Below are 26046 nucleotides of genomic sequence, written 5' to 3' on the forward strand. Positions count from 1 at the left end.
TTTATAAACTGCCCTATTAACATGGCGTGAGAAATTTCAGGTGAAGTTCATAAAGTATTTTTTGATCCTTATTGTTGTTTGCATTTTATTGGGAACCGCCTCGATTTTTGGTTTGTACAAATATATCGAGCCGCAGTTACCCGATGTCGCGACTTTAAAGGATGTCCGATTACAAACTCCGATGCAGGTGTTCAGTGCTGATGGCGAATTAATAGCCCAATATGGTGAAAAACGTCGTTTGCCACTAACCCTCTCCGAAATGCCTCCCTTGATGGTGAAAGCCTTTATTGCCACGGAGGATAGCCGTTTTTATGAACACCACGGTGTTGATCCCATCGGTGTTATCCGTGCGGTTTCGGTAGTGATGACTTCGGGTCATGCGTCCCAAGGGGCGAGTACTATTACTCAGCAGCTGGCGAGAAACTTTTTCCTCTCTCGGGAGAAGACGTTGATCCGTAAGGCCAAAGAAGCGTTTTTGGCGATTAAGATCGAACAATTGCTAACGAAAAATGAAATCCTCGAGTTATACCTCAACAAAATCTATCTCGGTAACCGAGCCTATGGTGTCGGGGCAGCGTCTTATGTTTATTTTGGCAAGAGCGCCAATGAGTTGACGTTGAGTGAAATGGCAATGATTGCCGGATTGCCTAAAGCCCCTTCGACTTTTAACCCACTTTACTCCTACGAACGTGCCGTGAGTCGCCGTAATATTGTCTTGGGACGTATGCTGGATGAGGGGTACATTACCCAGCAGCAGTATAACGAAGCCCGAAATGAGAAGTTGGTGGCCCGTTATCATGCTCCGCAAATTGTGTTTTCTGCCCCTTATCTGACGGAAATGGCGAGGCAGGAGATGATTAACCGTTATGGCGAAAACGCTTATACGGATGGGTATAAGGTCTATACCACTATCACGCGCAAGACTCAGTTAGCTGCGGCTGATGCTGTTCGTTCCAATGTGATTGATTATGATGTCCGTCATGGCTATCGCGGTGCTCAAGAAGTGCTATGGTCGGCTGGTCAGCCTGCATGGAGCCAGACTCAGATCATCGATAAGCTGAAAACCTTGCCTAAATATGGCCCGTTGTTGCCTGCTGTTGTCACTAAATCTAATGCAAATCAGGCAGAAGTCATCTTGACGGATGGCAGTAAAATTGAGCTGACGATGGCTGGTGTTCGCTGGGCGCGCCAGTTTAAGACTGATAACCTGCAAGGGCCTGCTCCGCGTAGTGTCAATGAAGTGATTCGGGTTGGTGAACAGGTCTGGGTCAGGAAAGTCAATGATATCTGGTGGTTGGCACAATTACCGGAGGTCAACGCAGCGCTGGTTTCCATCAATCCGATGAATGGTGCAATAGAAGCATTGGTTGGTGGGTTTAATTTTGAATTGAGTAAATTTAACCGGATTACCCAGTCACTGCGCCAGGTTGGCTCTAACATCAAGCCATTCTTGTATGCTGCTGCGATGGACAAAGGGTTGACGTTGGCATCCCTGCTCAACGATGCCCCTATCAGCCGTTGGGATGCGGGCGCAGGAACAGATTGGCGTCCGAAGAACTCACCGCCGACTTATGATGGTCCGGTTCGCTTACGACAAGGGTTGGGGCAATCCAAGAACGTGGTCATGGTACGAGCCATGCGAGCGATGGGTGTTGATTATGCTGCTGATTACCTGAAACGTTTTGGTTTGCCGGGTGAAAACGTGGTACGTACAGAATCTTTGGCGCTGGGTTCGCCTTCTTTTACACCGATGCAATTAGTACGTGGTTATGCGGTGATGGCGAATGGTGGTTATTTAGTTGATCCTTACTTCATTGACAAAATTGAGAATGATGAAGGAAAAGTACTGTTCGAAGCGAAGCCTAAAATTGCTTGTCCACAGTGTGAAAACATTCCGGTGATCTATGGTGATACCACGCGCTCCATTGAATTGTCGGAAGACTCCATTGAAAATGTGGCGCACTCTAATGTTCCTCAGGATCCGACTTTGCCTCAATCTGAGCTGGAAAGTGTATCGTTGAATATGAGCAGCGATGAGCAGCAATATGCTCCTCATGTTATCAGTACGCCACTGGCATTTCTGATTCATGATGCCCTGAATACCAATATTTTTGGCGAATCAGGCTGGATGGGAACTGGCTGGCGTGCAGCCCGGGATTTGAAACGCCGCGATATTGGCGGCAAAACAGGAACAACTAACAGCTCGAAAGATGCTTGGTTTTCCGGTTATGGTCCAGATATGGTGGCAACAGTCTGGATTGGTTTCGATGATCACAGTAGAAGTCTGGGGCGTACACCTGTCCTTAAAGGAGAAGGTGGGGCGAAAACGGCCCAGCCCATTTGGGACGATTTCATGAAAGTGGCACTGGAAGGCGTACCGGAAAAAATAATGGAACCACCAGCAGGTATTGTTTCTGCTACGATTGATCGTGCGACGGGCAAACTTTCCAATGGTGGTGCATATACTCGCAAGGAATATTTCATTGAAGGCACTCAGCCAACGGAATATGCCGTACCAGAAGCGGGAACGACAGTTATTGAGAATGGTGAAAGCCAAGAGCTGTTCTGATTTCTTTTCCTTTTAGGATAGGAAATAACCGCAGATAAAAAGCCCCGTCAGGAAACTGACGGGGCTTTTGTTATCGCTAAATTATCAATGTATGACTAACGAAATTTCATCATTGAATTATTATTTGTTCATTTTATCTTTAACAGCTTTGGCAAACGGCTTGCCACCATCTACAGCAGTATAGTGGATATGGATATTGATATCTTTTAACCGCCATACAGGGATCAGTCCAGGGTAATAAAAGATGTCATTGATCACATGTTGATCGGGGAATTCCAGCGTCCAAGTTGAAATGGCTCCTGTTCCTTCGAAAGGCAGGTAACGGTCATCATCAAACATCAGGGTATATAGCCAGTTATCTTTGGCCACACTGCCATCGTCTTCACTTAAAGAAGAGAGGGCAATTTGTTGTTGGGCCCGCAAATTGTTAGCGACATTTTTACTGCTGCCTGCTTTCCTTGTTGGATCATAGAGCCAATTTACACCGTCCATATCTGCGCTGATTAAAGTAGAGCTGCCCGTTTGCGTTAGGATGGCACTAATCTCTGATGACAGGACAGAGCCGAGATTCAGTGTATCCAGCGATATTGAAACGGAAATACGTTTAATCTGGCGCAGGTAGTGTCCGGGGTAATTATTGTCAAACAGCTTGGAATCCAACGTGAAGCTGATCGATTGTTTTTTATCGATTTGTTTTTTCAATTCTCCATTTGTCATCAGTGAACTGAGTGAGATGGTTTTCTTGATATTCAAACGGCGTTCATTACGTTGCAGCCAGGCATTCTCCATTTGCAGTAGATCCAACTGCAAGGATTCCCCCGCTAACAGGCCGCGATAAGAATCATTCCATGCTGTGGTTTTGATAAAACTTCTACGCTGGTAGTCCCCCACTTCATAACGCCAGCTTGATTCTGCCATCAGACACAGAGAAAGTACGGCGTCATAGGCAGGAGTGTACAACGCTGCAAGCCGCCCCATTAACCATAGATAGGTGGGGACAATCAAGAATCCTGTTGTCATGAACTCATACAACTCACGGGCTGCGGCTTGTTGAGCCTGAGCTTCCCGCAGCGCTGTACCGGCACTTTTGATCAGCAATTCCTGCTCCTGCAATTGACGCTCAATAATATTGATTTCGCTTTGTGCCTGCTTGTATTCAATTTCCCACTCTTGGCGACGGCGCTGGTACTCTGCTCCTGCTTCGAGCTTTTCGGAAACAATACCTAATTCCTCTGAGACGATCTGAGAAGTAATAGCTGCACTTCTGACGGTTTCTCCGTACTTGGCTCCGCCAAATGCCAAACCGTAAATATTGGGTAAGGTATCTGCAACCGCAGCGGCAAGAAAGAAAGGCACTGCGGCCATCTTCGCTACACTTGAGGTGCTCTTAAGGGTAAGTGAGGTGATCTCCAAAGGGGAAAGATTTTCTTCGTATAGGCTGTGGTAATGTTCATACCGCTCTTGTGCCATTTTTTTACTCTCTTCCAGTGTCGCCTTACCTAGCTGGGCAATCTGGAGAGCTTCCTGTTGCAGTTCAATGGCGAAAGCGGACAACCGAAGAACCAGCGATTGTTCCAATACTTGCTGTTCGGCATTGACTTCACTTTCTATGGCACTGAATAGCCGATGGCCCATTTGAATAAGCTGTTTCACCGCATCATTGGCGCGTTTTAACATATTGGGGAAACGATAAGGCGGGACTTGTTGCTGTAAATGGCTCCATCTGTTGAGAGAACTGCCTCCATTGCGTTGTATCAGGCTATCATCATCTCCGGCACCGGCATACAGTGGCAATGGGAGTACTTTGCCATCCAGCGTCAGGCCGTGACGGAGATTATACAGGCGGTTATTCAGCGTTTCTTGGTATTTGATGAGTTGTATATTGAAGGGTGACACAAAAGGACGACCATCAACGACTCGTACTTCGGGTTTAAAGTCCGCCTTAATCTTTTCAAGCGTGGTGGGGTGCCAGTGTGTAACATCCAAACTTTCCGGTAATGTACCGAGCAGTTGTAGTGCCTGTTGGTAGCATAAATTAGCTTCATTCAGGCTGTCTCTGGTCAATTGGCGATAAAGATTATCTCCCTCTTGTATCCAGAGTTTAAGCTGGTAATGGAACAGGGCCTTCTGGTAATAAACGGGAAAACTGTAAGCAAGGGTATCAGGATCATAGCCCTTTATTGATGGCGGCAGGTTACTGCCATTTTCCACGATGGGGCGGGAGTTCCACATCCGCATTGAACCATAGGGGTCAAACAGATAGTTGAGTAACCAGCGTCGGGCGTCGTAAAAACGTTGTTCCTCACTAAGCCGATAGGTGACCAGAAAAGGCAGGTGGAAGAATAATTCCCAAAAATACTGTCCATTGGCGCCGTTAAAATCAACTTTTGTGGGTGATGTTGCGTCATCCAGAGCGGGTTCGGGCAATGATTGGGTTTCCCAGTCCAGAACCCGTTCAATAGATTGTGTTGCGCGGGCAACTAATTGCTTGCCAAATAGGGTGTTTAGCCTGATCGCCGTAGATTTGAAACCCAGACTCTTAATATCCAGATATTGTGCCTGTTCATTATTCCTGCTCAAGGTAATGACGGGGATTTTATCGTTTTCTCTTACGATGATCTGGTATCTATTTGAGACAGTTCTTGAGTACTCTATTTCCCCAGTTTTCCGTGAAATAAAGGTTTCCAGTGTTGCGGATAAAGTGAAGGAATATTCATTGCTTTTGGGATCAAGAGGGAGGGTGATTTCTTCCGTGGTAGCATTACCATTGAGTTCGACATATTTGGTGGTGGGATTTATTATGCCTGACGGGGTATCAAGTTTCAGTGTCAATTCTGATACTGTGTATTCCCATCTTGGTTCGGTATCAAATTCCAGGCTATCTCTGGATGCTTTATTACTTCCAGTTGAGATAGTCAGCTTGTCTCCAGTTGGATTCCATTGCCTACTCTGCTGAGTGGTCAGATCATTGAGCCACATAAGGTCAGCGAATTTAGTGACTTTATTGTCTTTCCATTCATCAGGAGACACAGTAAAAAGTGCCGTCTCATCATAATGCACAGTGAATGTGGTTTCTGGTGCTGTGTCTCCCTGCCACTTAAGGTTAAATGTTTTCAGACTGGTCTCACTGGCAGGAATATGTATATTGATTGAATCAAGCTCATAACCAAAATAGTAAAAATAGTCTTCATCAACCTCGATGGTTCCATTGAATTCTTTGGAAGGAAGTTTTGAAAGAATGTCTGTGAGGTCACGGAAATGAAATCTTGTGCCATAGCCTATGGGATTCCTTTTAATCAAGGTATTTATTCCCTCCAGAACCAGCTTGGTTTTATCCTCATGTAATTTAGCCTTTAAATTCAGGATAAGGTTGGGATTGTTCTCATTAGGCTTTAATTCGATAAATTTCTCTGTGCCAGCATAATGGTGCTGTAATGTGTCGGGGTTTTTGAAAATCTTGTGCCATGTTGAAACAAGCACTTTTTCTTCTTTGGAAGCCAGCGTTTTTTTATCCACCAGCAATAAATCACGCAACTCAAGGAAATAGTCTTGGTTTTCCTTCCAAACACTGGGATCTGTTTTAGTCGAGTCATATAACAAGACACCCATCCATGGATCACCCTCGCGTTGCACATCCACCATGGCGATCAGTCCCGGTTTGTATTTTTCATTTTTCAGATAGGGGTTGTCTTTATCGGCAATGCGTTTGCCATCTTTGTCTACGGGGTATTCACCGTTGGCATCAGTACCATCCTGCCGGAACAGGACATTCGGGGTACTCCATTCACTGTTGCTTTGTTTATAGGCGAATTTTAGATTGATAGCGCGATAATCTGACGGTTTTTGATCTGCACCCATCAACGTGCTGGATTCTCGTTCAACCCAGATAGCATACTGGCGACCAGAAATCACAATCGGACGCAGTGCCAGTAATGTACCAGACAGAGACAGGGTGATTTTTTCCCATTCACTCCATGCCAATGGGCTGATCAGATCGTTGCCATCACGCATCTTGATATCGAGAGTACGCCAGTAATATTCCACTGGTTCGGCATTGTTTTTGCCGATGAAGTGATAGCGATCGTTTTTCGGATCAGTGCCATCAATATAGCCGCTGACCAGTTGCAGGTTGCTGATTCGCTCAAATTCGGTTAAATAACGCAGGATGGCTGTCTGGATCACGTTGTTGTTTAATCTGGATTGCCCTAAATCGTTTTCTAAATCGGCAAAAGCGCGGGTTTTGCGTAATCTGTAGGTTGGGTCAATAAAGTTTTCGGGGAAATTCTTCTGTTTTCGCCACGCCTGCCAGTGACCATATTGGCTAAGGTTGCGGTTCCAATGCTCAATTCGCTCATCACTGATCGTTTGTACGCCATAGCCCATTTCCAGACGGGAAAACAGGCGGAATAGATAACGTTGCAAACTGGCGATAGCGAAAGCCACTCTGCTGGTACTGACTTCTGAGGCAATCTGCAAGTCAGTCAGGAAATAGTTTGATAGATCCTCAAGGGTAGTAATATCTGACAATGTATCATCAGATGGCAGCCATTGGCCCATCAGGTATTCGATAAGGGCATCCCGCCAGCGTTCTTTGAGTGAACCCTCCAGCGTATTTTGCTCTTCCGGTGTACCGGCTGCAAACAACGCACTGCTGACTTGCTCCCAGTGGTCATAGTTGGATTGCGTTGTCAGTTTGGCAACGTCCAGCAAGGGTTGGGTAGAAATCTCACTTTTTTCTGCCAATGTCTTAAGGCGCATTATTGTGCTTACCCCGACGACATTTTGTGCCACGTTTTTGTCAAAATAATGGGTGACTCGCAGAATTTCTTGCTCCGACCAACCAATCAATCCTGCCAGATTGACGGCAGCCTGCTCTGCGTTCCACGGGGTTGTGGCGGGAGGGTTTTGCCCAATTTGATTAGCTTGGCGCAGATAATAAAGTACATCATCTTCAGTTTTATTTTCGGGTAACAAATTCAGCCAGTCACCATAACGGCTCAGGCGGTGGAGGAAGGTTAAATCAAGGGAGCGTAGTTTCCCGTCTTGCTGATTCAGCTTAAACCAGACTGGGTGGTCAATCAGTGCCTGTATACTTTTCTCTGTCAGTTTGAATATATTACAAATCGCGGCATAACGGCTCAGGTCGTACCATGTAACAACCGCTTTCTCTTTCTGTTGCTGATCATCAGAACCGCGAGCCAGAGCAATAGTATTGCGCAGAAAATCAGCTTGGCTGTTGTCAGTCCACTGTAATAGTGGCAGGGCAAGGGAGTTATCAATATCAAAGGTATAATTGATGGCATTAACAATCAGATCTTGTTGGGCAATAAACGCATTAATCAGGAGCGTTGTTAAGGTTTGTGTCCAGGTATCACTTTGTTGTTTCCACGCTGTATCTTGAGCGAGTTCCTTGAGAATTTTATTCACTTCTTTGTATAGCGTGGTTTCTGCACCATTATTGATAGAGATCAGGATGATACCGAGTTTTTCATCGACCAATTTGTCAAGGGTTTTCATCCAGTTGACCGACGTTGTTTTCGCCTGAAATCCTTGCATTGCTGAGGCAATTTTATCTTCGCTCAGTAGGGCATCATTGGCACTGGGGATAACGGATCTGACTTTTTTGAGCCAATCGATATTTTCAATATCAGCCGTGATACCGCCGTTTAGTTGGTAAGGTGTCAGTAACAGATTAAGGGCCAAAGGGGACAGATTGTGGCGTTTAATCCACTGTGTGGCATTCATGACTGCGATAAGCACATCAAGAATATCAATGGCTTTCGCATCTTTAGCTAATACAGGGAGTCCTGCCAATTGTTGCAGGTAGTTTGTATTATCGCGGTTCAATAATAAGAGCAGCCCCAGCCCTTCTTTCACTGACAGACGTAGCAGACGAGGCAATGCAACCAGACGATACAGGGCAGAAACAACATCCAGTGAGCGCTTGGGTTTTGACAGCTCTTGTGCCTTCACCACGCAACAGAGCAATATTTGGCAGGTTGCGTCATCAATGTTCAGCCCTTGGCACAGGAGATTGACGGTTAACGCATCCGCTCCTTCGGTGGCCTTAGGATCAAATTCTTGATTATCCAGAACCAGCACGGAGGAAGAAGCTGCTTGCTGTGATAATCCTGAGGCATTGAACAATCGATCAAAGAAAGATTGTTTATCCTCAAGGGCATAAGGGGTGATATGACCAATAAAAGCAGCAAACTGTTCTGCACTGGCATTGTATTCTTGCTGTAAGTGGAGGAATACGCCCAATGTGCGCAGTGTTGCTTCCGTGATAACAAAATCAGTCTGTTTTTCAGCTTTACTGGCTGTTGTCAGTATTAGATCGAGTTGTTCATAGGATATCTTCAATGCTTTTTGCAGATGCAGGAAACGTTGGATCCGGTCGAAGTTGTCATTGCTGACCTCTTTGATCTGTATGACATCTTTTGCGGTATCTTTATCTGTGGTTTTTTCCAGATAGAGGGCAGGCCCTTTAGCGGCATTGATGTAGGAAGCGGCATAGTTGGCACCAGAAGGAAAAGACTTATCCGCATTAGCGGGTTTGGCGACGTTATTGGAGTAGGTCACGGTACTGTGGGTCACGGTATTCTCTGAGATACCATTAACGGCAAGTAACATCTCGGCTTCTTGGGAATTCAGGCCTGTTTGTTGGGCGAATACCGTAAGACGTGACAAGGACACTGCGGCTTTACCCGCATCTTCTTTCATACCGTAGTAGATCTTGAAGAAGTCTTTCTGGCTGCTTTGTGATTTTTCTAAAAGCAGAGCTTGGAGTTTGGGAGCCAGCGTACTGCTAATCATCATGGCAGTTTGCAGTGAATCAACACTCAGATTGCCATCGATAAAATTGGGATAGTTGCTATCGGCTTGCTGGATGAGATCCAACAATGAGAGTTCTTTTTCGGTTAAGACTGTTGTTGTTTGCTTCAATGGAAAATGGAAGGGCAGAGAAAATGGATAGTGAATATCGGCCAATGAATTCCTGAGAGGTTGGTTATTATTAATATGTGACTTGGCTTTTTCAGCTAAGGCCTCAATCACGAGCGGCAATAACTGACTGGTTTTATTCAGGTTTGCACTATCAAGTAGTAGCTTTTCGATATCAGGTCGCCGTTGGCTGAGAAGCTGAGCACTCTCTTTATCTGCATTATTCTCAAACATCCTAATTTGTTGATACAGATCGACCAGATAAGAGAGTGGGCCATCGTTGGCTTCGGGGAGCCCCGGAAAACAATAGAGATCTTGATTATCATTAAAGAGCGTTTTATAGCTTATCCGCGATTCTATCTTGTTTGTCATAAATGATTACCTTTTAAATAGAAAATCTGATTAAAAAGAATGACATTCCTATTTACAGTCCATAACGGTGAGTTATGTTTTATTGATTGACAAATATGGTTACAATATGACCTGTTAGCGAACTCTATCTAGCCTAAAATATATTTAGTCTCTGATCGTTTTTAAAAAAATTATTTTATTTCAATGTGTTTTACGGAAATATGATTCTGAAAAATTGCGGGGATATTTTTATGAAAGACTATTGTTATGATGAGAATTAATATTTAAAGATATAGTAAATGTGTTTATATATTATTTTTTATAAACTAAATGGCTTTTGTGAATACCTTTTAGTTCATTGTATTAATAAAAATTAAACCTTATTTTATTCAGGTGATTATTTTTATTTCCGATTTTTAGTTTAAAACGGGTATTCAGATAATGTTTTTCCATACCCGCTTTTAGAAAATTGAGCTGCCTAATATTTTCTATTATTTTCTGCTATTTTTTGTGTGCAGGTATCGTTGAGCAAAAAATAGGGCACTAACATTTCTGGCTTCGTTGAAATCGGGATGTTCCAGCAGTGACATCATGTCAGAGATAGGCCAGCGTACTTGCACCAGCGGTTCCGGTTCATCTCCTTCCAAATGCTCAGGGTAAAGATCCTGTGCAATCAATATATTCATTTTGCTGGAAAAGTAGGATGGCGCCATCGTCAACTTGGTTAACAGTTCCAGTTTTCTTGCCCCAAAACCAATTTCTTCCTTCAATTCACGGTTGGCAGCTTCAAGGATGCTCTCCCCTGCATCAATGGCACCTTTTGGGAAACCTAACTCGTATTGTTCAATCGCAACGGCATATTCGCGAATAAGGAGTAACTCATCTCCGATAACGGGAATAATGAGGACTGCTTCACGATTGGTGGGTTTCATGCGTTCGTAAACCCGTTTTATACCATTGCTGAATTCAAGATCAACAGATTGAATATTAAATAAACTTGAGTGTGCAATGTCATTTACATTCAGTATCTTAGGCTTTTTCAGATCAATCATGCTTGCCCCTGATGGCTGTCATACACTGGCTAATTGGAAATTAATGCGCTCAGTCACTTAAATTATATTAGTTAATTAAAACGTTATGATGGAATTTGATACGCATCGAAATATTGGTTTAATATGGCTGATTATGTTAGTAAATGATAGCGATTATCGCTTAATTGTATTTAAGCTGATATCTTGCCTTACAAAAAAGACTTTATTTTATGGAAAGCTATGAGAAAATTTGTATAAATTTATTGTGAATAAAATAAAAAAATAGAAGGCAAGAATAGGAATAGCCTGATTCTGAGTGTTTCATGAGATTGTTATTCTGCCAGTCTCTGTACTGCTGTTATGGGAGTGGAGAAAAAATGAGCTCATCGGTCATTATATTGGCTATTTTTATCATTAGCCTGATTATAATGGCTTCCTTTCTGATTTTCAGATGGAGGCGGCTTGATAACGCCCGTTATCTTCCGTCAATGACCAAAATCGCCCGTCGTAAGCTGAATTCTGATGAATATCAAACTATTGAATTCTATCTGAAGGATGTGTATCCCCTAATGAAGCGGAGCGGTAGATATTGGTCAGGTTATCCAGTATTACCTATCAAGAATGGTAATGTTTATATCATCAATAACACGATCACACGTTTTTCTGCTGCCATCGACGAATCGAGCAATTGGCACTATTACGTTGATGAAACGGAAATGCATTTGCCTGCATTGTTTGAGCCATTTATCAAGCAGCAGAATACGATAGAAATTGTCCAAACCACATTGATGCCGCTGGTTATTGCACTAAACGGTCACTCTCTGAAAGATTATCCGCAAGGTCTGTCCGCCAAGCGAATCATGGCGAAAACTGGGCAGGCTTCTATTCAAAAAAATGGCAATTCGAGCGCCAATTTACTGAATCTCCGTAAGGAGACGCTAGAAGAGCACCGCCTTCGACATTCAACCGGTCTTCAGGAAGGCATTCTCATGTGCATTGGCCTGTCACTATGGCTTATCGCACTTTTCCTGCCCATTCCAATATTGTCGTGGTTAATTCCAGCTTCGTTCCTGTTCATACTGGGTAGTTTCTGGTCGCATTTCCGGCTACCCCCTGACCGGAAGTTAGAAAATATTCATTGTTTCAGTGGGATACCAAAACGTTGGGGGGTGTTCAGTGAGTTTGAACCGGAGCAAAGAAAAAATATTTCTCTGGGGGGCATTGACCTTATTTATCCGACACACTGGGAGCCTTACGTCACTCACGATCTTGACCAGAATACTGATATAGACATGTACACCAACTGCCATGTTGTTCGGCAGGGGCGTTATCTCTCTTTGCATGAAGAAGAAAAACACTATCCTTACCAGCGTTATAGAAAGAACCTGATATTAGTGGTTTTCTCGGTGATTGCTATGTTGTTGCTTTATTTTTATCAGCCAGTCAGCTTATCTATGAGGCTGGGTTTTGCTTGGTTACATGGTAGCAATACCAAGGTTATTACGAGTGTCAATGAGCTGCGAAATATGTCGCTAAAGGAAGGCGATGTGTTGAAGGTCAAAGGCATCGGGATGTGTTATGTGCCGCCCAATGCTATACCGGAAGAAAATATCACGATATTTTCCGCATTTAATTGCATTGGTATCTATTGGAACAGTGAAACACCATTACCTATGATGGAGTCTGATATTGTAGAGCATGCTGCAGCGTTGATCACTACCGTCAATGAGCAATTACATCCGATTGACAGTAGCCGGAAAATTAATCCTAGTCTGAATGAAGCCATTGTTAAATCAGGTATGACCCTGCTCAACAATTTTTCACAAATCATTTTGAAAACACATAAATTGTGTCGGGACGACGCTGGTTGTGACCGCCTGAAAAGTGCATTGGTTAACCTGAGTAATGCTAAGGGTTGGAATGAGTTATTGAAAGATGCTGAAAGTGGAAAATTGGATGGAACCAAAGTGTTATTGCGTTCAGTCAGTGCAGATGCGTTGGAAAAATTAGTTGATGTCACGACGACATCATTTATTCAGCGGGAAGTGATTAAAGTGACCACTGTCATCAATAGCCCATCGCCGGGAGGTGTTTTACTCCTCAGTGATGAGGATCGGGCCTTAGTCGAATACCCGTTACGGACAATCAATATATATGACAACACTGCGTTGGATCAATGGCGTGAATTACAGCGTACCCCTGACATGCTGATGCGGACTCCATTTGAAACGAGGGGGATCGTGACGGCATTGTCTGAAGATGCTAACGGAACTCTCCGCATAATGTTGCATAGTGAACCGGTTTCGACGACGCTCATTCGTTATTTGGTAAGTTGCCTTCTGCTGGCAATATTGTTGGTGACATTCATCCTAAACATCATAATCTTGATAAAGAAAAGGTATAAAAACCAACGGCGTCTCCAACATATTACTCAATACTATGATAGTTGTTTCGGTTAGGATAATGGCTTCAGTTCGCCTCCACAGCCGATGGATTGGCGATGATCCGATGGGCTGTGTTACCCTCAATCTAGAGATGTTTGATTAAACATGGAGAGAAACAAGCATGCCGAATTCAGACAACGATCAAGCTGTTCGCCTTGATAAATGGTTGTGGGCTGCCCGTTTTTATAAGACTCGTTCCATTGCACGTGAAATGATTGCTGGAGGAAAAGTTCATTATAATGGGCAGCGAAGTAAGCCGAGTAAACTGGTTGAGTTGAATGCAGAGATCAAACTGCGTCAGGGAAATGATGAGAAAACGGTGACTGTCTTGGCATTGGGTAGTCACAGGCGTAGTGCTACTGAAGCACAGCAACTTTATCAAGAAACGGCGGGAAGCATTACTAATCGGGAAAAAATGTCATTGGCCCGTAAAATGAATGCGCTTACGATGCCGCATCCTGATCGCCGCCCAGATAAAAAAGAGCGGCGTACACTGATTAAATTCAAGAATACAAAATTAAATGAGTCGGAATAACCGTCTCAGTCAATGAGAGAGATTTATGACCAAGCATGACCAATTACACCGCTTTTTGTTTGAAAGCCACTTTGTCAGAGGGGAACTCGTTTCCGTCAGTGAAACTTACCAGCGGATGCTGGAAAATCATCATTTCCCTCAACCTGTACAGCAATTATTGGGTGAGTTGTTGGTCGCAACCAGCCTGCTGACGGCTACCCTGAAATTCAACGGAGATATTACGGTACAGATTCAGGGTGATGGGCCGGTCAAACTGGCGGTGATTAATGGTAATAACCAGCAGCAGATGCGTGGTACTGCCCGCATTGATGGTGATGTGAATGCCGCGGGTAGCCTACGGGACATGATAGGCAATGGTTATATGGTCATCACTGTGACACCAACAGAAGGTGAGCGTTATCAGGGAGTTGTGGCATTAGAGGGAGAAACGCTGGTGGAATGTCTGGATGCGTACTTCAAGCAATCCGAACAGTTGTCGACTCGTTTGTTTATCCGCACCGGAATGCAGGATGGAAAAATGACCGCAGGTGGCATGTTATTGCAGATCCTGCCGGGTGCACAGGAAGGTAGTGATAATATGCTTGACCATCTGGCACAGCTCACTGCAACCATTAAGGGAGAAGAGTTGTTTACGCTGGGCGCAGAAGAGATTTTGCATCGACTTTATCATGAAGAAGACATTACGCTATATGAACCTCAGCAGGTTGAATTCCGCTGCACCTGTTCTCAACAACGTTGTGCTGATACGCTGGTAACATTACCGGATGCTGACCTTCAGGAAGTTTTGCACAACGATGGAAAAATCGATATGGAATGTGAATTCTGCGGTATGCATTATATTTTCGATGAGAAAGATATCAATGAAATCAAGTCAATAAAAAAAGAACAATTGCACTGATACGATCAATTTATGTGTGAATAAATTTCAGGTTGCAGCAAATAAAGCTGTAACCTGAAAGATGCAGTAGATATGTTTTTTATTATTAATCCCCCCTTTTATTTCGTGCCCTGTGTCTCATATAGGCTCAAAAAAAATAATGTGATTTCAATTTTTTGATAACAATCGCGGTTAATTAGTCATAATTATTTATTATTCTCCGCAGAGATAAAGTAGTCTAACTGACCAGGAGCAACAAATGAGCGTTACAGGTATTACTGAGCAGGAACTTGCGGTTTATGGCATTTTTGATGTTAGTGAAATTGTTTATAACCCAAGTTATGAATTATTATTCTCTGAGGAAACAAAGCCCTCTCTACAAGGATATGAGCGTGGCACATTAACTAATCTTGGTGCTATTGCAGTAGATACCGGTATTTTCACTGGACGCTCCCCGAAAGATAAATATATTGTCCGTGATGACGTCTCTCGCAACACCGTATGGTGGGCTGATCAGGGTAAAGGCAAAAATGATAATAAACCGCTCAGTCAAGAAACTTGGTCTCATCTCAAGGGGTTAGTAACTCAACAGCTTTCAGGCAAACGTTTGTTTGTGGTGGATGCGTTCTGCGGCGCTAATGCGGATACGCGTTTGAAAGTACGTTTTATCACGGAAGTAGCATGGCAGGCTCATTTCGTGAAAAACATGTTTATCCGCCCATCGGACGAAGAGCTGATTAACTTCACACCTGATTTTATTGTGATGAACGGTGCCAAATGCACGAACCCACAATGGAAAGAGCAGGGTCTGAATTCTGAGAATTTTGTTGCTTTTAACCTGACAGAACGTATGCAATTGATCGGCGGTACTTGGTACGGCGGTGAAATGAAAAAAGGGATGTTCTCAATGATGAACTACCTGCTGCCACTGAAAGGCATTGCATCCATGCACTGCTCCGCCAACGTGGGTGAGAAAGGCGATGTTGCCATTTTCTTTGGTCTTTCCGGTACAGGCAAAACGACTCTTTCTACCGATCCAAAACGTCAGTTGATTGGTGATGATGAACATGGCTGGGATGATGACGGCGTGTTTAACTTTGAAGGTGGCTGTTACGCGAAAACCATTAATTTGTCCAAAGAAGCCGAGCCGGATATCTATCATGCTATTCGCCGTGATGCTCTGCTGGAAAACGTCACTGTGCTGGCGGAGGGTTCTGTTGACTTCAATGATGGTTCCAAAACAGAAAATACCCGAGTTTCTTATCCTATTTACCACATTGAAAACATCGTTAAGCCTGTATCAAAAGCAGGACATGCGACTAAAGTGATCTTCCTGACGGCGGATGCGTTCGGCGTATTGCCTCCGGTTTCCCGTTTAACGCCAGAGCAGACTCAATATCACTTCCTGTCTGGTTTTACTGCGAAACTGGCAGGAACTGAACGTGGTGTGACGGAACCAACCCCAACTTTCTCTGCTTGTTTCGGTGCGGCATTCTTGTCACTGCATCCGACCCAGTATGCCGAAGTGCTGGTTAAACGTATGCAGGAATCAGGTGCGAAGGCTTATCTGGTCAATACTGGCTGGAATGGCACAGGCAAACGTATTTCTATCAAAGATACCCGTGCGATTATCGATGCGATCCTAAGTGGCGACATTGAAGATGCGGACACCATTGAACTACCGATTTTTGATTTGGCGATCCCGACCGCACTGCAGGGTGTTGATACCGGGATTTTAGATCCTCGTAACACCTACGCGGATAAATCTGAGTGGGATGTTAAGGCGAAAGATCTGGCGCAGCGTTTTGTCGATAACTTCGATAAATACACAGATACCGCAGCGGGAGCTGCATTGGTGAAGGCTGGCCCTAAACTGTAATGGTTCGCTAATTAAACTCATGAATAGACCCTGTCCAGTCGGATAGGGTCATTTACTTCGTCCAGTCTTCAATATCCAATCCAACAACCATAATTCACCCTCAATAAAATGGTCAATATAAGTCTGTGCTAATGCCAGGTATAGGCTTGCTTAAGATTATAAGTGAATGGAATATCAGGAAAAAAAAGCCAACATTATTAGTTGGCTTATAAAGTAAACACTGGAAGCAATGTGAGCAATGTCGTACTTTCACATGGACCCTGAAGGTGGTGCACTGAAAGTGTTAATAATGATAATCGTTCTCAATATCATTTGTAAAGTGTTTTTTTAATCAATTTCACTAAAGTGCGATCACTGTATATTGCTACTGTTTCCCAATTCCATTTGGTAGAGATTTTGTGTCCCTGAGTCGTAAAACTGATATTGTGTCAATTGGTAGCCTCGCAGCCAGAGCAAAAACCATCCATCATATGAGTCGGGACATAGCCCGGCGAATCGAAATCCCCCTTTTTTGAGCTGCGAGTATAATCCCAGCGCTTCTTCACAAGCGGGCAGTTTTAAATAGATTAATTGTCCGGCAGGAAAATCGATGACTTCTGACAAAAAGCCAGCCGGGATCTCGTTGAGTATGATCTCCAAACGTCGTCCATATTTTTTGATAGTAAACGGTTGGGGGGGCGATAATTGATGGCAAATTGCTTGATGACACGTTGTCTTATGACATATGGGTTGTTCACTTCGTGATGCTTCACCAACATATTGACTGATCTGGGCGACCCAATTCCGCCAAGGTTGCGGCCAGTTCAGTTTAGGCAATGGCAATGATTTAAGCGGCAAGATGCCTTGAACGATACTTTCAGGCTCAGGAAGCCCAAATGGAGATTCGACATAGTCCAGCATCAGAGCTGTAGAGTGAAAGCCTAAATTTCGAGCGATAAACTGGCTTTTAGGATGCGAACATACCTGTTTTATCGTCAATAAATTATAGCTTTGCTCTTTTGCATAGTGGCATAAATAACTGCCCAGAGACTTAGCCACACCCTTACCCTGAAAGTCGGGATATACTGCAATGAGCGCAAGTTCAGCATGATTTTGCTGCTCGGTATCTTTAACCAGTGAAGCGTGACCAATCAGTTGTCCTTGATGGAACGCTAAGGCTGAATACCATCGGCCCGTGATTTGATAATCATCGATAAGTCTTGGCAAATAGATGTCAGGATAGACATAAGTATCACCGTAAACCTCACGGAACAGTTGGCTGATTTTTTTATCATCGCCTGACTGGTAGTTTCGAATCTGAATATCGGGAGGGAAGATAGTCATCGGTTTCAACCTTTAGTTATAACTACGCAGATCCACAACCCGCTGTAATTTTCCTGAGCGTGGATGCGTATACATACCATCGATATTGGTTTGAACAATCTCCAACATATTTTGATGTATGCAAGCCTCTTCCAAATTTGGAAAGGCAGTCAGTACCCTATGGCGTATTTTATCGATATCGACAGTTTGGAGGCTTGCCACCAACAGCCTGATTTTATCTTGTCCTGCAATCTGGCTGAGTTCCAATTGCCAGGCCAGAAGCTCCGTTTGTTGCGATAATTGTGTAGCTAAGTCATCAGGAAATAATGACAGAGTGCCAAACCGAATACGGTAGCCTTGATTAGCACGCCCTTGCAGGGCAAATTTACGGTACTCCTGCTCGGGTTCACACCAGCAAGCCAAGTCGCCAGTAGGATAGCGGATCACCGGCATGAGTTTTCGTTGTAGGTTAGTGACAACCAACAAACCGCATTGACCCGGAGTTGTGATCGGCTGGTGAGTAATCTCATCGACGATCTCAATAATCGTGTCGTACTCAAAGACTCGGTGCTCTCCCTGCTTACATTCAGGGTCAGCAAAACCGATCAAGCCTGCATCAACGCTGGCACATCCTATTGACCCCAAACGAGCGTGAGGAAAAACCTGTCGTATGATGGCTGTTTGGGCATCAAACAGACTCTCTCCACCATAAAGAATGGTTTCTACCATCGGTAATGTTTGATCCGTATCTTTCAGGTAGTGGGCGAAGCGGATTAACTGCACTGGCACTCCTGCCAGTACATTGATGTTGTGAAGCTGGATATTGTGGACTAGTAATTCGTTTTCAACTTTACAGGTAAACGGAAATTCCAATAGAGGAAGTGACGCATTCGACAATGCGCCGTGGATGAATATAAAGCTAGTATAAAGATCACCAGCAAAGAACAGGTTAGCCACCCGATCTCCCGGTTTCAACTGACGGGCAAGTCCTTGACCAAAGGAATGAATAAATGCTTTCCACTCCAGTTGGCTGAAAACCGACAGACGGCCATCGCTGGTTGAACCACCGGTTTTAAACACATGACCACTTTCCAACGGTGCAGTCAGAACTGGCCATGTTGGCAAATTTTGTGAATTAGCCCAGTAATCACTAGGATCGACCAGCGGCAAATCTTTCAGAGTCCAGTTATCGGGAATGGATTTGTAGAGCGCTCGGTAGTAGGCAGAATGCTCGCGTGAATGATGGAGCAAATCAATCAATGTTGTTCTGGCTATCATCTTAATTTCACTCAATTAATATTTACGCAAATCCATGAATAATGGTGTTTTTCCACTGTGTGTATTTTGATGGAACGCTGTTGCTGATGAATAAATAATATCTAAATTCAATAGCTTTCCTTCAACGACTTCAGCGAGTTTGTCATCCTGCAATAAACACTGGCGGACTGCTGCTGTATCGGCGTTATCAACCAGAAGCTGAACGCTATCGATACCATCATCGTCATGGTTGATTACCCATTGCACAGGTAATCCCAGTTGTTTAGATAAATCTGCCAGATTGACAAAAATGCTTCCCACGCGTAACAGGGAGCCATTGCGCCCCATAAGCTGGAAGCGTCGTGAAGAGAGTCCACAAGAACAAGGTTGATTGATCCAGCAGCCGAGATCGCCCAAGTCGTAGCGCTGGACAGGTTGGGCTTCTCGATGCCGGGAGGTAAACACCAAGCGGCCGGTTTCACCTTCTGCTACTGGTTGGTCATTTTCTACATTGAGGATTTCCAGCCACTGGGTATCATCCATTAAATGGAAAATACCGTCTTCGCTGGCTGTACACGCATGACCCATTGGGCCAGCATCCACTGAACCATAGATTGTTGAACGTATCAGGGTAACGCCAAAACCAGTCAGGAAAGCCCTCTGGTTTTTGTTCAGGTGCTCGCCACCCAAAAACAGTTTACGTATTCCACCATACTGACGTAATTTGGCCTCTTCATTCAGAAATAGCCTATGTACTGTGCTTGGCATTCCTACCAGCGTATTCACTCGTTGTTTTACGATAAAATCAGCAATTTCACTGAAATCATTGTCGGCGGGACCGCCCATTGGATATTGAGCCACACTTAACTTATCCAATATGGTGAAAAAGCTCATCATTCCGCCGTACAATTTTCCGCCATACAACAAATTCATGACGTGATCGGTTGTAGGCTCAAGCCCCGAAGCGAATACGCCATCGGCTGCCGCCTGCATTTGCCTGTGGTAATCATGGTAACTGTAAGCAGCCAGTTTCGGTTCACCTGTGCTGCCACCGCTACGGAAAAACAGGCGTGCTTTATCATTTGGCACCAATGCCTGAAAATCAGCTTTATTCATCACCGGAATATTTTCCAGCCCCTGTGGACGAGAAGGTGGAAGATCAAGGTGGGCGCAGCCAGTCAGTAGGTCGGAAGCTAGGCTGACAGAGACGCGTTTAGTCAGGCGTGATAATGCGTAAACACCATCGTGTGGCTCACCGCTATAGCCGTCATGCATCTGACCTGCGGGCGTGATGCGGCTGACTCCTGCTGCAAACAGGGCATGGCTCATTTCCGCAATATTTTCCTGATGCGTCATCAACGCACAGCTTTGTAGATGGTTACGCCAAGGCTGCAAAATAGTACATAGCCGTTGACGCGGAGCCGGACGAATCTGCAATGTGCGGAATAGGGGGGATGCGGCTAATTCCTCTTCGTGTCGCCATATTACCCGCCATCCGGCAGACTGCCAGATTTCCCCATTTAGCTGTGTAAACGCGAAATCGAGTTCTTGAAAAGCGGTTTGAGTCGTAATTTCAGCGTATTCCTGAATATCCGGCTTAAGTGCTGAGTGCAATCCGGCACGGCGTTGCAGAGCGGCTGCCATGAGTTGCCCGATATGCTGCAAAACGTCTGGATCGTCGCTATCGACCAGCAAACATTGTGGGCTGGAACAGGCTTGCTGATCATAACGACAAACATCATCCGCCAATGCATCCAACTGAGCATCATTAACGGCTTCTGGACTCAGCCAAGCAATGCTGATGCGATGCCCCCAATCTACCCAGCGACAACCTGCTGGTAATTGCGCACGAATGGACGCCAGAGCAGAGTCGCTGCCCCAGGCAGAAACCGCGTCGGCCTGACTCAGCAACTCTGTGAGTTGTGTTACGGGTAAAGGTAATACAGCCACCCGATTTGCCAGATCACCGGAGAGATCGTGCGCTAAAAATGCGTCTAGAAGCTGTGCACTAAATCCATTATCGCTGCTGCTGGGGCGTAACCAGTTGATGTTACCGACCAGCAAACTTTCTATCACAGCCATAAAGGGTAATAGCTCTGCATTAGAGGGCGTTATATGGACGACCAATCCCAGCGGCTTCCAAGTTTCATAGCGATTTTGGTTATAATCGAATCGACGCAGTGAAAAGGCATTTTGCCCGAGTTCCCGCTCCAGCTTGGCTTGTAGGGTTTCTCGCTGGCAGAAGGAGATAAGAGTTTCCCGGGTTTGGGCATCAAACAAGGGATGATCATCTAAATGGGACAAATAATCAGTAAAGCGTTGTGCGCAATCAAGTACCTGTTCGGAAGTATGCGGATGTGCCAGTAATTCCGGCAACTGCGCACGTAATTTTGCGATTTCTTGTCCTGCTAACTGCTCTGAAGAAAGTGACTTATTATTTATTGTATTCATGGAAGATATCTCAGGAACCCTTAATTAATTCTGAAGCGGCAATAGCACAACTACGACCTTTACTGGTGCCTGCACGGCCAAGCAACTCAAACCAATCTGTGTTCAGCTCACACCCGCAGCTATCACCAGAATGCAGCACGGCAAGGTCGCTTGTAACGATGCTGTGGGCAGGACAGGACGTGATATAAGGTGATGTAAAATGGAGAAAACCCGGCTTTCCATAAGGTTGTTGTGATAAATCGGCAGTATGTCGTATGTAAGCTCGGGAATAGGCTGGTACATGAAAATGGTGGTGCGAACATTCCACGTAAGGTACGGGATGCTCAACCGAACCGTAGCCATCGCGGCAGCGTATATCTGGAATCCCCAGTTGCTCAGTCACCCGTTGATACAGTTTTTGTTTAGGGATCGATTTATCAGCGTGTGTCTTCCAGCCGCCGCCAAGGAAGACCAATGATTCCGGATGCAATTTCAATGCAGGCAGCCCCATCTGTTCCATTCTTTGCAGGGTAAACCACAAAAATGCGGGGAAACCGAAAATACGCACCGGCAGCCCTTCTTGAGCAAATTGCTGGAGTGCCGCAATCGTACCGAAGGGATCAAACTCATTACCTTGCCCGTTATGACGCAACGCGTAATAAGAACGATTTACAGGTGCATATTTACACAGGAACTGGTCGGTATAGGCGGTACCCAGAGTTATGGTACCCGCAGGTTCGTAGCTAAGCAGTAGGTAATTACAGGGTTGATTGGAGGTATTCCAGCCATAATAATTAAAAATACAGTCCACCATATGCTGAGCCGCTGTAATGCTTTCAGTATCATAGCGCATGCGACTCTTTTGACCGGTGGTTCCGGATGAGGTCAGTTCCAGCGCATCTTGTGCACTATCACTGAGTATCAGATTACGCTTGAAATAGTTGGCAAACAGCAGAGGTAGCTTTGACCAGTCATTCAACTTCATGAGCGTTTGTTTATCCAGACCATGATCTGCCAACCACGGTTCATAACCGGGAGTATGTTCGCAGTGATATAGAGTTAATTCCCGCATGGCAGCATCAAATAATGCATCATATTCGGCACAAGCACGATAAGGGTGCTCAATAGCACACAGTGCTTTAACGTGATTTAAATTTTGCATATTAGGACTCATTGTTAAGTAACAATCGCAAAGGATTGCTAATTGTAGGAAATTATAATCGATATCTTTATTTAATATTTGGCGTGATAATTTCTAATGGTCATTATTTATAATAACAAATAAAGATATCTTAAAAATTAATAGGCATTGCGGAAGAGTGATATTGCGGTTTCTGACAGAAATTAAGATTGTTATTTGACTTGTTTTTGATTTGGTAGATTATATTGCCAATTTTATAGTAAATGTCAGACCTATGTTTGCGTGGCGCATTATTCCAAACCACATGGTAACAATCAAACCTTTTTTTCACTATTTCTCATCTATTTAGGTATTTTATATTAACTATTTTTAATGTGCTTTTCTCATTATTTATTAGTGTCTGGTTATTGATTGTCGTTTTTTTATGTTTTACATCATTCCAAATGGCTAGAAAGATGAAGAGATGAATTCAATAAATATTGAAAGTTTACCGGCTACTAAAATAACTAATATAAACTATATCATTAAAAATAATTCTAGTATTTTATGAATTCGCTAAAAAATAACGTGAACTTTAAATGCCGCTTTGTTGACTGTGTTAATTCATTCCATTCACATAGATGACTATGTGAATGGGAACTCTCTTCCTTGCTGCTTTGCTATTTAAAAATGACCGGTTTATTGGAAGGGATAATAAAGACAAGAAGTATGGACAATGCGATAGCTACACCTGCTGTAACAAACAGTACATGAAGTGATAATGTTGAAACCATCCAGGCTCCTACTGAAGCGCCAATACCTATCGCTCCGTTAAAAAAAGAAACATAAACTGCCGATGCAGGAAATGCTTCGTCACCAGCCAGACGAAGTACCCAAGTTTGAAAACCGACGAAGATCCCAGAGATCGAAACTCCCCACACAACTAAGGCCATGAGGATAGCCGTGCGTGATAATGATCCTGAGTTGTGACCTAACAGTAAAAGAACAATACCGATAAGCAGAGCAGACAGTGTGACAGTAATTTTGAGATGCTTATCAATGATGAACCCCGTCAGAAAGTTACCAGCCAGACCAGCAAAACCGTAAATAAACAGAACGGTGGGAATGAAACTTTTTGAAAGTGTTGCTTGCGAATGAAGCCAAGGCTCAATAAAAGTAAAAGCAGCAAAATGTGCAGTAATGGCAAGTAATGTAGCTGAATAGATTTTCCAAAGTTCGGTTGATCCCAGCACCCTTTTCAGGGCGTTAATACCCACCGTACTTTTGACTGTAATCCGAGGGACGATAAGCATGATCCCCATAAAGGCCACCACACTCAACAATGCCATTAACCAGAACGCCTGACGCCAACCAAAATATAGACCTATATAGTTAGACAAAGGAACTCCAAATACGCTGGCTGCGGAGACTCCACCGAAGACAATTGATGTTGCTGTGCCCAGATACTTTGTCGGAACCAGCGCTACGGCTGTAATGCCTATCATTGCCCAAAAAGCACCATGTGCCAGAGCTCCGACTACGTGGGCAATCAGCAGTACTTCAAATGAAGCAACAGTTGCAGACAAGACATTTGATACGCATAGGATGATGGTTAATGTTAACAACAGGATTTTTTTGGGCAGATGACCCAGAAAGACTGACGCAAAAAGCGCACTCAATGCTCCCACCCATGCGTAAAGTGATACTGTCATCCCGATACTGGACTCGGAAGTGTTAAGACCCTCAGCTATCGGTGTTAGTAGGCCAACGGGTGCCAGTTCAGTCGTCACAATAGTAAAAGTTGATATTGCCAGAATAAATAAAGCTAGCCATGTCCTGAAAGACATTTCAGGAATTTTAATTTCAGAAGTCATAATTTACGGCCTTTGAGTGAGTGTTAAATGATGGAAGAGAAATTTCATTTTTGAGAGGAACGAGTGGAATAAATACATATTTTGTGGACATTTTAAACACTCAGTAATGATGAATTTCGTCCGCAAAATTACTATTATGAATTTTTATGAGAATTGTTAATTTTGTAATTCATTTTTTATATCAACGGGTTTTTAATGTTTAAATTTCTTTGGATGATTTAAATTAAGGTAGTTTGAGAATATGAAAAGGTAATATGTTTGATATTCAATCTGCCACTCAATTAATGGAGGGTCTGTGGATAGCATTAACAATCAATTACCCAGCATAAAACAGTTGCAATGTTTTTTAGCTGTTGCTCAGGAGCTTAATTTCAGAAGAGCTGCGGAGAGATTATGTATGACACAACCTCCTCTGACTCGTCATATAAAATGCCTTGAAGAAATTATCGGATGTGATCTATTTGCCCGTAATACTCATGAGGTTCATCTGACGGATACTGGTTTGCTGCTGGTTGAGAAGGCGACATATCTTATAAGCGAACTCGCGTTGTTCATGCGTGAAATTAAATCTGAAAAAGCTCATCTGCGTATTGGACTTACCCGAACACTGAATTTCGATAACATCTCAGAATTCGGTAATAAGATAAAAACACTCATGGTTGAAGACGAAATTGATACCCAGCACTTAACTTCCAACCAGCTTTTACAATTTCTCTCCAAGGGGCAGATGGATATTGTTATTACAGGAGAGCGGAGTTTGCATAGCGAACATGATTTCGAATTTCACTGGATCTATCGCGAACCGCTTTTGCTTGCAATGCCATCCGTTCATCCCTGTAGTTTGCAGGAGAAAGTTTCTTTTACTGATGTTTCAGAACTCCCTCTTTTTTGGTTTTCAAGGAACTCCAACCCTGTGTTTTACGACAAATGTGAAAACTATTTTCAGCAATTGCCTTTCTTGTTGAAAAGACGCAAGGAACCTGATGATTCACTGATGATGCTTTCCAGTATTGCGAGAGGGAAAGGAATGGCATTAATGCCTCGTTCTATGTGCACCTTCAATCAGGAAGGGCTTTGTTATCGGGAGTTAACTGATGATGTAGCTCAATGCCTGAATATTGATGTCTACGCCGCTACTCGTAAGAACGAAACCAGAGAAGTGGTTATGAATGGAATAAATAGCTTGCTGGGTGGAACGTCTGTTCCACAATTTAATGAGCAACAAATATGATGCCGGTTTTCCCATCGGCAATCTTGCTTATCATGGACACCAATACAATTTCGCTACTCTGCTGGTTTAATTTATTCAAGGTTCCAGACAGAGATGGTATTGGTATCAACTAACTCCATCTGTGGTGTCATTTAGGGATTAGTTACGATTTGCTATAACACATCCGCTGCATAAACCTCCATATTGGCCTCAGACTTAAAGCCG

13 protein-coding genes are annotated in these 26046 nt (G+C 43.9%); 6 read left to right on the plus strand and 7 right to left on the minus strand.

All coding sequences use genetic code 11. The features are described from left to right. Positions 1-40 precede the first annotated feature (40 nt). Positions 41-2569: a peptidoglycan glycosyltransferase/peptidoglycan DD-transpeptidase MrcA gene (mrcA, locus tag Xhom_RS04040; RefSeq protein WP_069317498.1), complete on the plus strand. Its 2529-nt coding sequence runs from the start codon at positions 41-43 to the stop codon at positions 2567-2569. Positions 2570-2689: 120 nt separating this feature from the next. Here the strand turns inward: mrcA and Xhom_RS04045 are convergent, their stop codons facing one another. Together Xhom_RS04045 and nudE are read right to left on the minus strand one after the other, a co-directional pair. Continuing rightward, positions 2690-9883, minus strand: a complete 7194-nt coding sequence (locus tag Xhom_RS04045; RefSeq protein WP_069317499.1) for a Tc toxin subunit A-related protein — start codon at positions 9881-9883, stop codon at positions 2690-2692. A gap of 470 nt (positions 9884-10353) precedes the next feature. Then, positions 10354-10914, minus strand: a complete 561-nt coding sequence (gene nudE / locus Xhom_RS04050) for an ADP compounds hydrolase NudE (protein WP_069317500.1) — start codon at positions 10912-10914, stop codon at positions 10354-10356. A gap of 356 nt (positions 10915-11270) precedes the next feature. On the opposite strand from nudE, the gene Xhom_RS04055 reads away from it, so the two are divergent. The 4 genes from Xhom_RS04055 (at position 11271) to pckA (ending at position 16628) form a co-directional block, all read left to right on the plus strand. Then, complete coding sequence (locus Xhom_RS04055; protein ID WP_069317501.1) at positions 11271-13352, plus strand: IgaA/UmoB family intracellular growth attenuator; 2082 nt, start codon at positions 11271-11273, stop codon at positions 13350-13352. Positions 13353-13458: 106 nt separating this feature from the next. Continuing rightward, complete coding sequence (gene hslR / locus Xhom_RS04060; RefSeq protein ID WP_069317502.1) at positions 13459-13872, plus strand: ribosome-associated heat shock protein Hsp15; 414 nt, start codon at positions 13459-13461, stop codon at positions 13870-13872. Positions 13873-13897: 25 nt separating this feature from the next. Beyond that, entirely contained in the window at positions 13898-14770 is an 873-nt protein-coding gene (hslO, locus tag Xhom_RS04065) for an Hsp33 family molecular chaperone HslO (RefSeq protein WP_069317503.1), read from the plus strand. A gap of 238 nt (positions 14771-15008) precedes the next feature. Continuing rightward, the gene (gene pckA, locus Xhom_RS04070) at positions 15009-16628 is read left to right on the plus strand and encodes a phosphoenolpyruvate carboxykinase (ATP) (RefSeq protein ID WP_069317504.1); all 1620 of its coding nucleotides are present in this window, start codon (positions 15009-15011) and stop codon (positions 16626-16628) included. 351 nt (positions 16629-16979) lie between these two features. On the opposite strand, the gene Xhom_RS04075 is transcribed toward pckA, so the two are convergent. The 5 genes from Xhom_RS04075 to Xhom_RS04095 all read right to left on the minus strand — a co-directional run bounded on the left by Xhom_RS04075 (position 16980) and on the right by Xhom_RS04095 (position 24611). Continuing rightward, positions 16980-17951, minus strand: a complete 972-nt coding sequence (locus Xhom_RS04075; RefSeq protein ID WP_069317505.1) for a GNAT family N-acetyltransferase — start codon at positions 17949-17951, stop codon at positions 16980-16982. A 12-nt stretch (positions 17952-17963) separates the two neighbouring features. Further along, on the minus strand, positions 17964-19208 hold the full coding sequence (locus Xhom_RS04080; RefSeq protein WP_069317506.1) for a phenylacetate--CoA ligase family protein: 1245 nt from the start codon (positions 19206-19208) through the stop codon (positions 17964-17966). A 15-nt stretch (positions 19209-19223) separates the two neighbouring features. Next, a complete protein-coding gene (locus Xhom_RS04085) occupies positions 19224-21638 on the minus strand; it encodes an acyl-CoA reductase (protein WP_232326155.1) in 2415 nt (804 codons plus the stop codon). Between the two features lie 10 nt (positions 21639-21648). After that, complete coding sequence (locus Xhom_RS04090; RefSeq protein ID WP_069317508.1) at positions 21649-22779, minus strand: LuxE/PaaK family acyltransferase; 1131 nt, start codon at positions 22777-22779, stop codon at positions 21649-21651. 638 nt (positions 22780-23417) lie between these two features. Next, positions 23418-24611: an MFS transporter gene (locus Xhom_RS04095; protein WP_069317509.1), complete on the minus strand. Its 1194-nt coding sequence runs from the start codon at positions 24609-24611 to the stop codon at positions 23418-23420. 295 nt (positions 24612-24906) lie between these two features. Here Xhom_RS04095 and Xhom_RS04100 point away from each other — a divergent pair, with 295 nt between their 5' ends. Beyond that, on the plus strand, positions 24907-25842 hold the full coding sequence (locus Xhom_RS04100) for a LysR family transcriptional regulator (protein WP_069317510.1): 936 nt from the start codon (positions 24907-24909) through the stop codon (positions 25840-25842). The last annotated feature ends 204 nt before the right edge of the window (positions 25843-26046 follow it).

Origin of the sequence: Xenorhabdus hominickii, assembly GCF_002632725.1 — a bacterium.
Taxonomy (GTDB): Bacteria; Pseudomonadota; Gammaproteobacteria; order Enterobacterales; family Enterobacteriaceae; genus Xenorhabdus; species Xenorhabdus hominickii.

What these genes read in the sequence shown, in the direction of transcription:
- Xhom_RS04055 (WP_069317501.1), top strand. Translation starts at nt 11,271, where the DNA reads ATGAGCTCATCGGTCATTATATTGGCTATTTTTATCATTAGCCTGATT.
- hslO (WP_069317503.1), top strand. Translation starts at nt 13,898, where the DNA reads ATGACCAAGCATGACCAATTACACCGCTTTTTGTTTGAAAGCCACTTT.
- Xhom_RS04080 (WP_069317506.1), bottom strand. Translation starts at nt 19,208, where the DNA reads ATGATAGCCAGAACAACATTGATTGATTTGCTCCATCATTCACGCGAG.
- nudE (WP_069317500.1), bottom strand. Translation starts at nt 10,914, where the DNA reads ATGATTGATCTGAAAAAGCCTAAGATACTGAATGTAAATGACATTGCA.
- Xhom_RS04095 (WP_069317509.1), bottom strand. Translation starts at nt 24,611, where the DNA reads ATGACTTCTGAAATTAAAATTCCTGAAATGTCTTTCAGGACATGGCTA.
- Xhom_RS04090 (WP_069317508.1), bottom strand. Translation starts at nt 22,779, where the DNA reads ATGCAAAATTTAAATCACGTTAAAGCACTGTGTGCTATTGAGCACCCT.
- Xhom_RS04045 (WP_069317499.1), bottom strand. Translation starts at nt 9,883, where the DNA reads ATGACAAACAAGATAGAATCGCGGATAAGCTATAAAACGCTCTTTAAT.
- hslR (WP_069317502.1), top strand. Translation starts at nt 13,459, where the DNA reads ATGCCGAATTCAGACAACGATCAAGCTGTTCGCCTTGATAAATGGTTG.
- pckA (WP_069317504.1), top strand. Translation starts at nt 15,009, where the DNA reads ATGAGCGTTACAGGTATTACTGAGCAGGAACTTGCGGTTTATGGCATT.
- Xhom_RS04075 (WP_069317505.1), bottom strand. Translation starts at nt 17,951, where the DNA reads ATGACTATCTTCCCTCCCGATATTCAGATTCGAAACTACCAGTCAGGC.
- Xhom_RS04085 (WP_232326155.1), bottom strand. Translation starts at nt 21,638, where the DNA reads ATGAATACAATAAATAATAAGTCACTTTCTTCAGAGCAGTTAGCAGGA.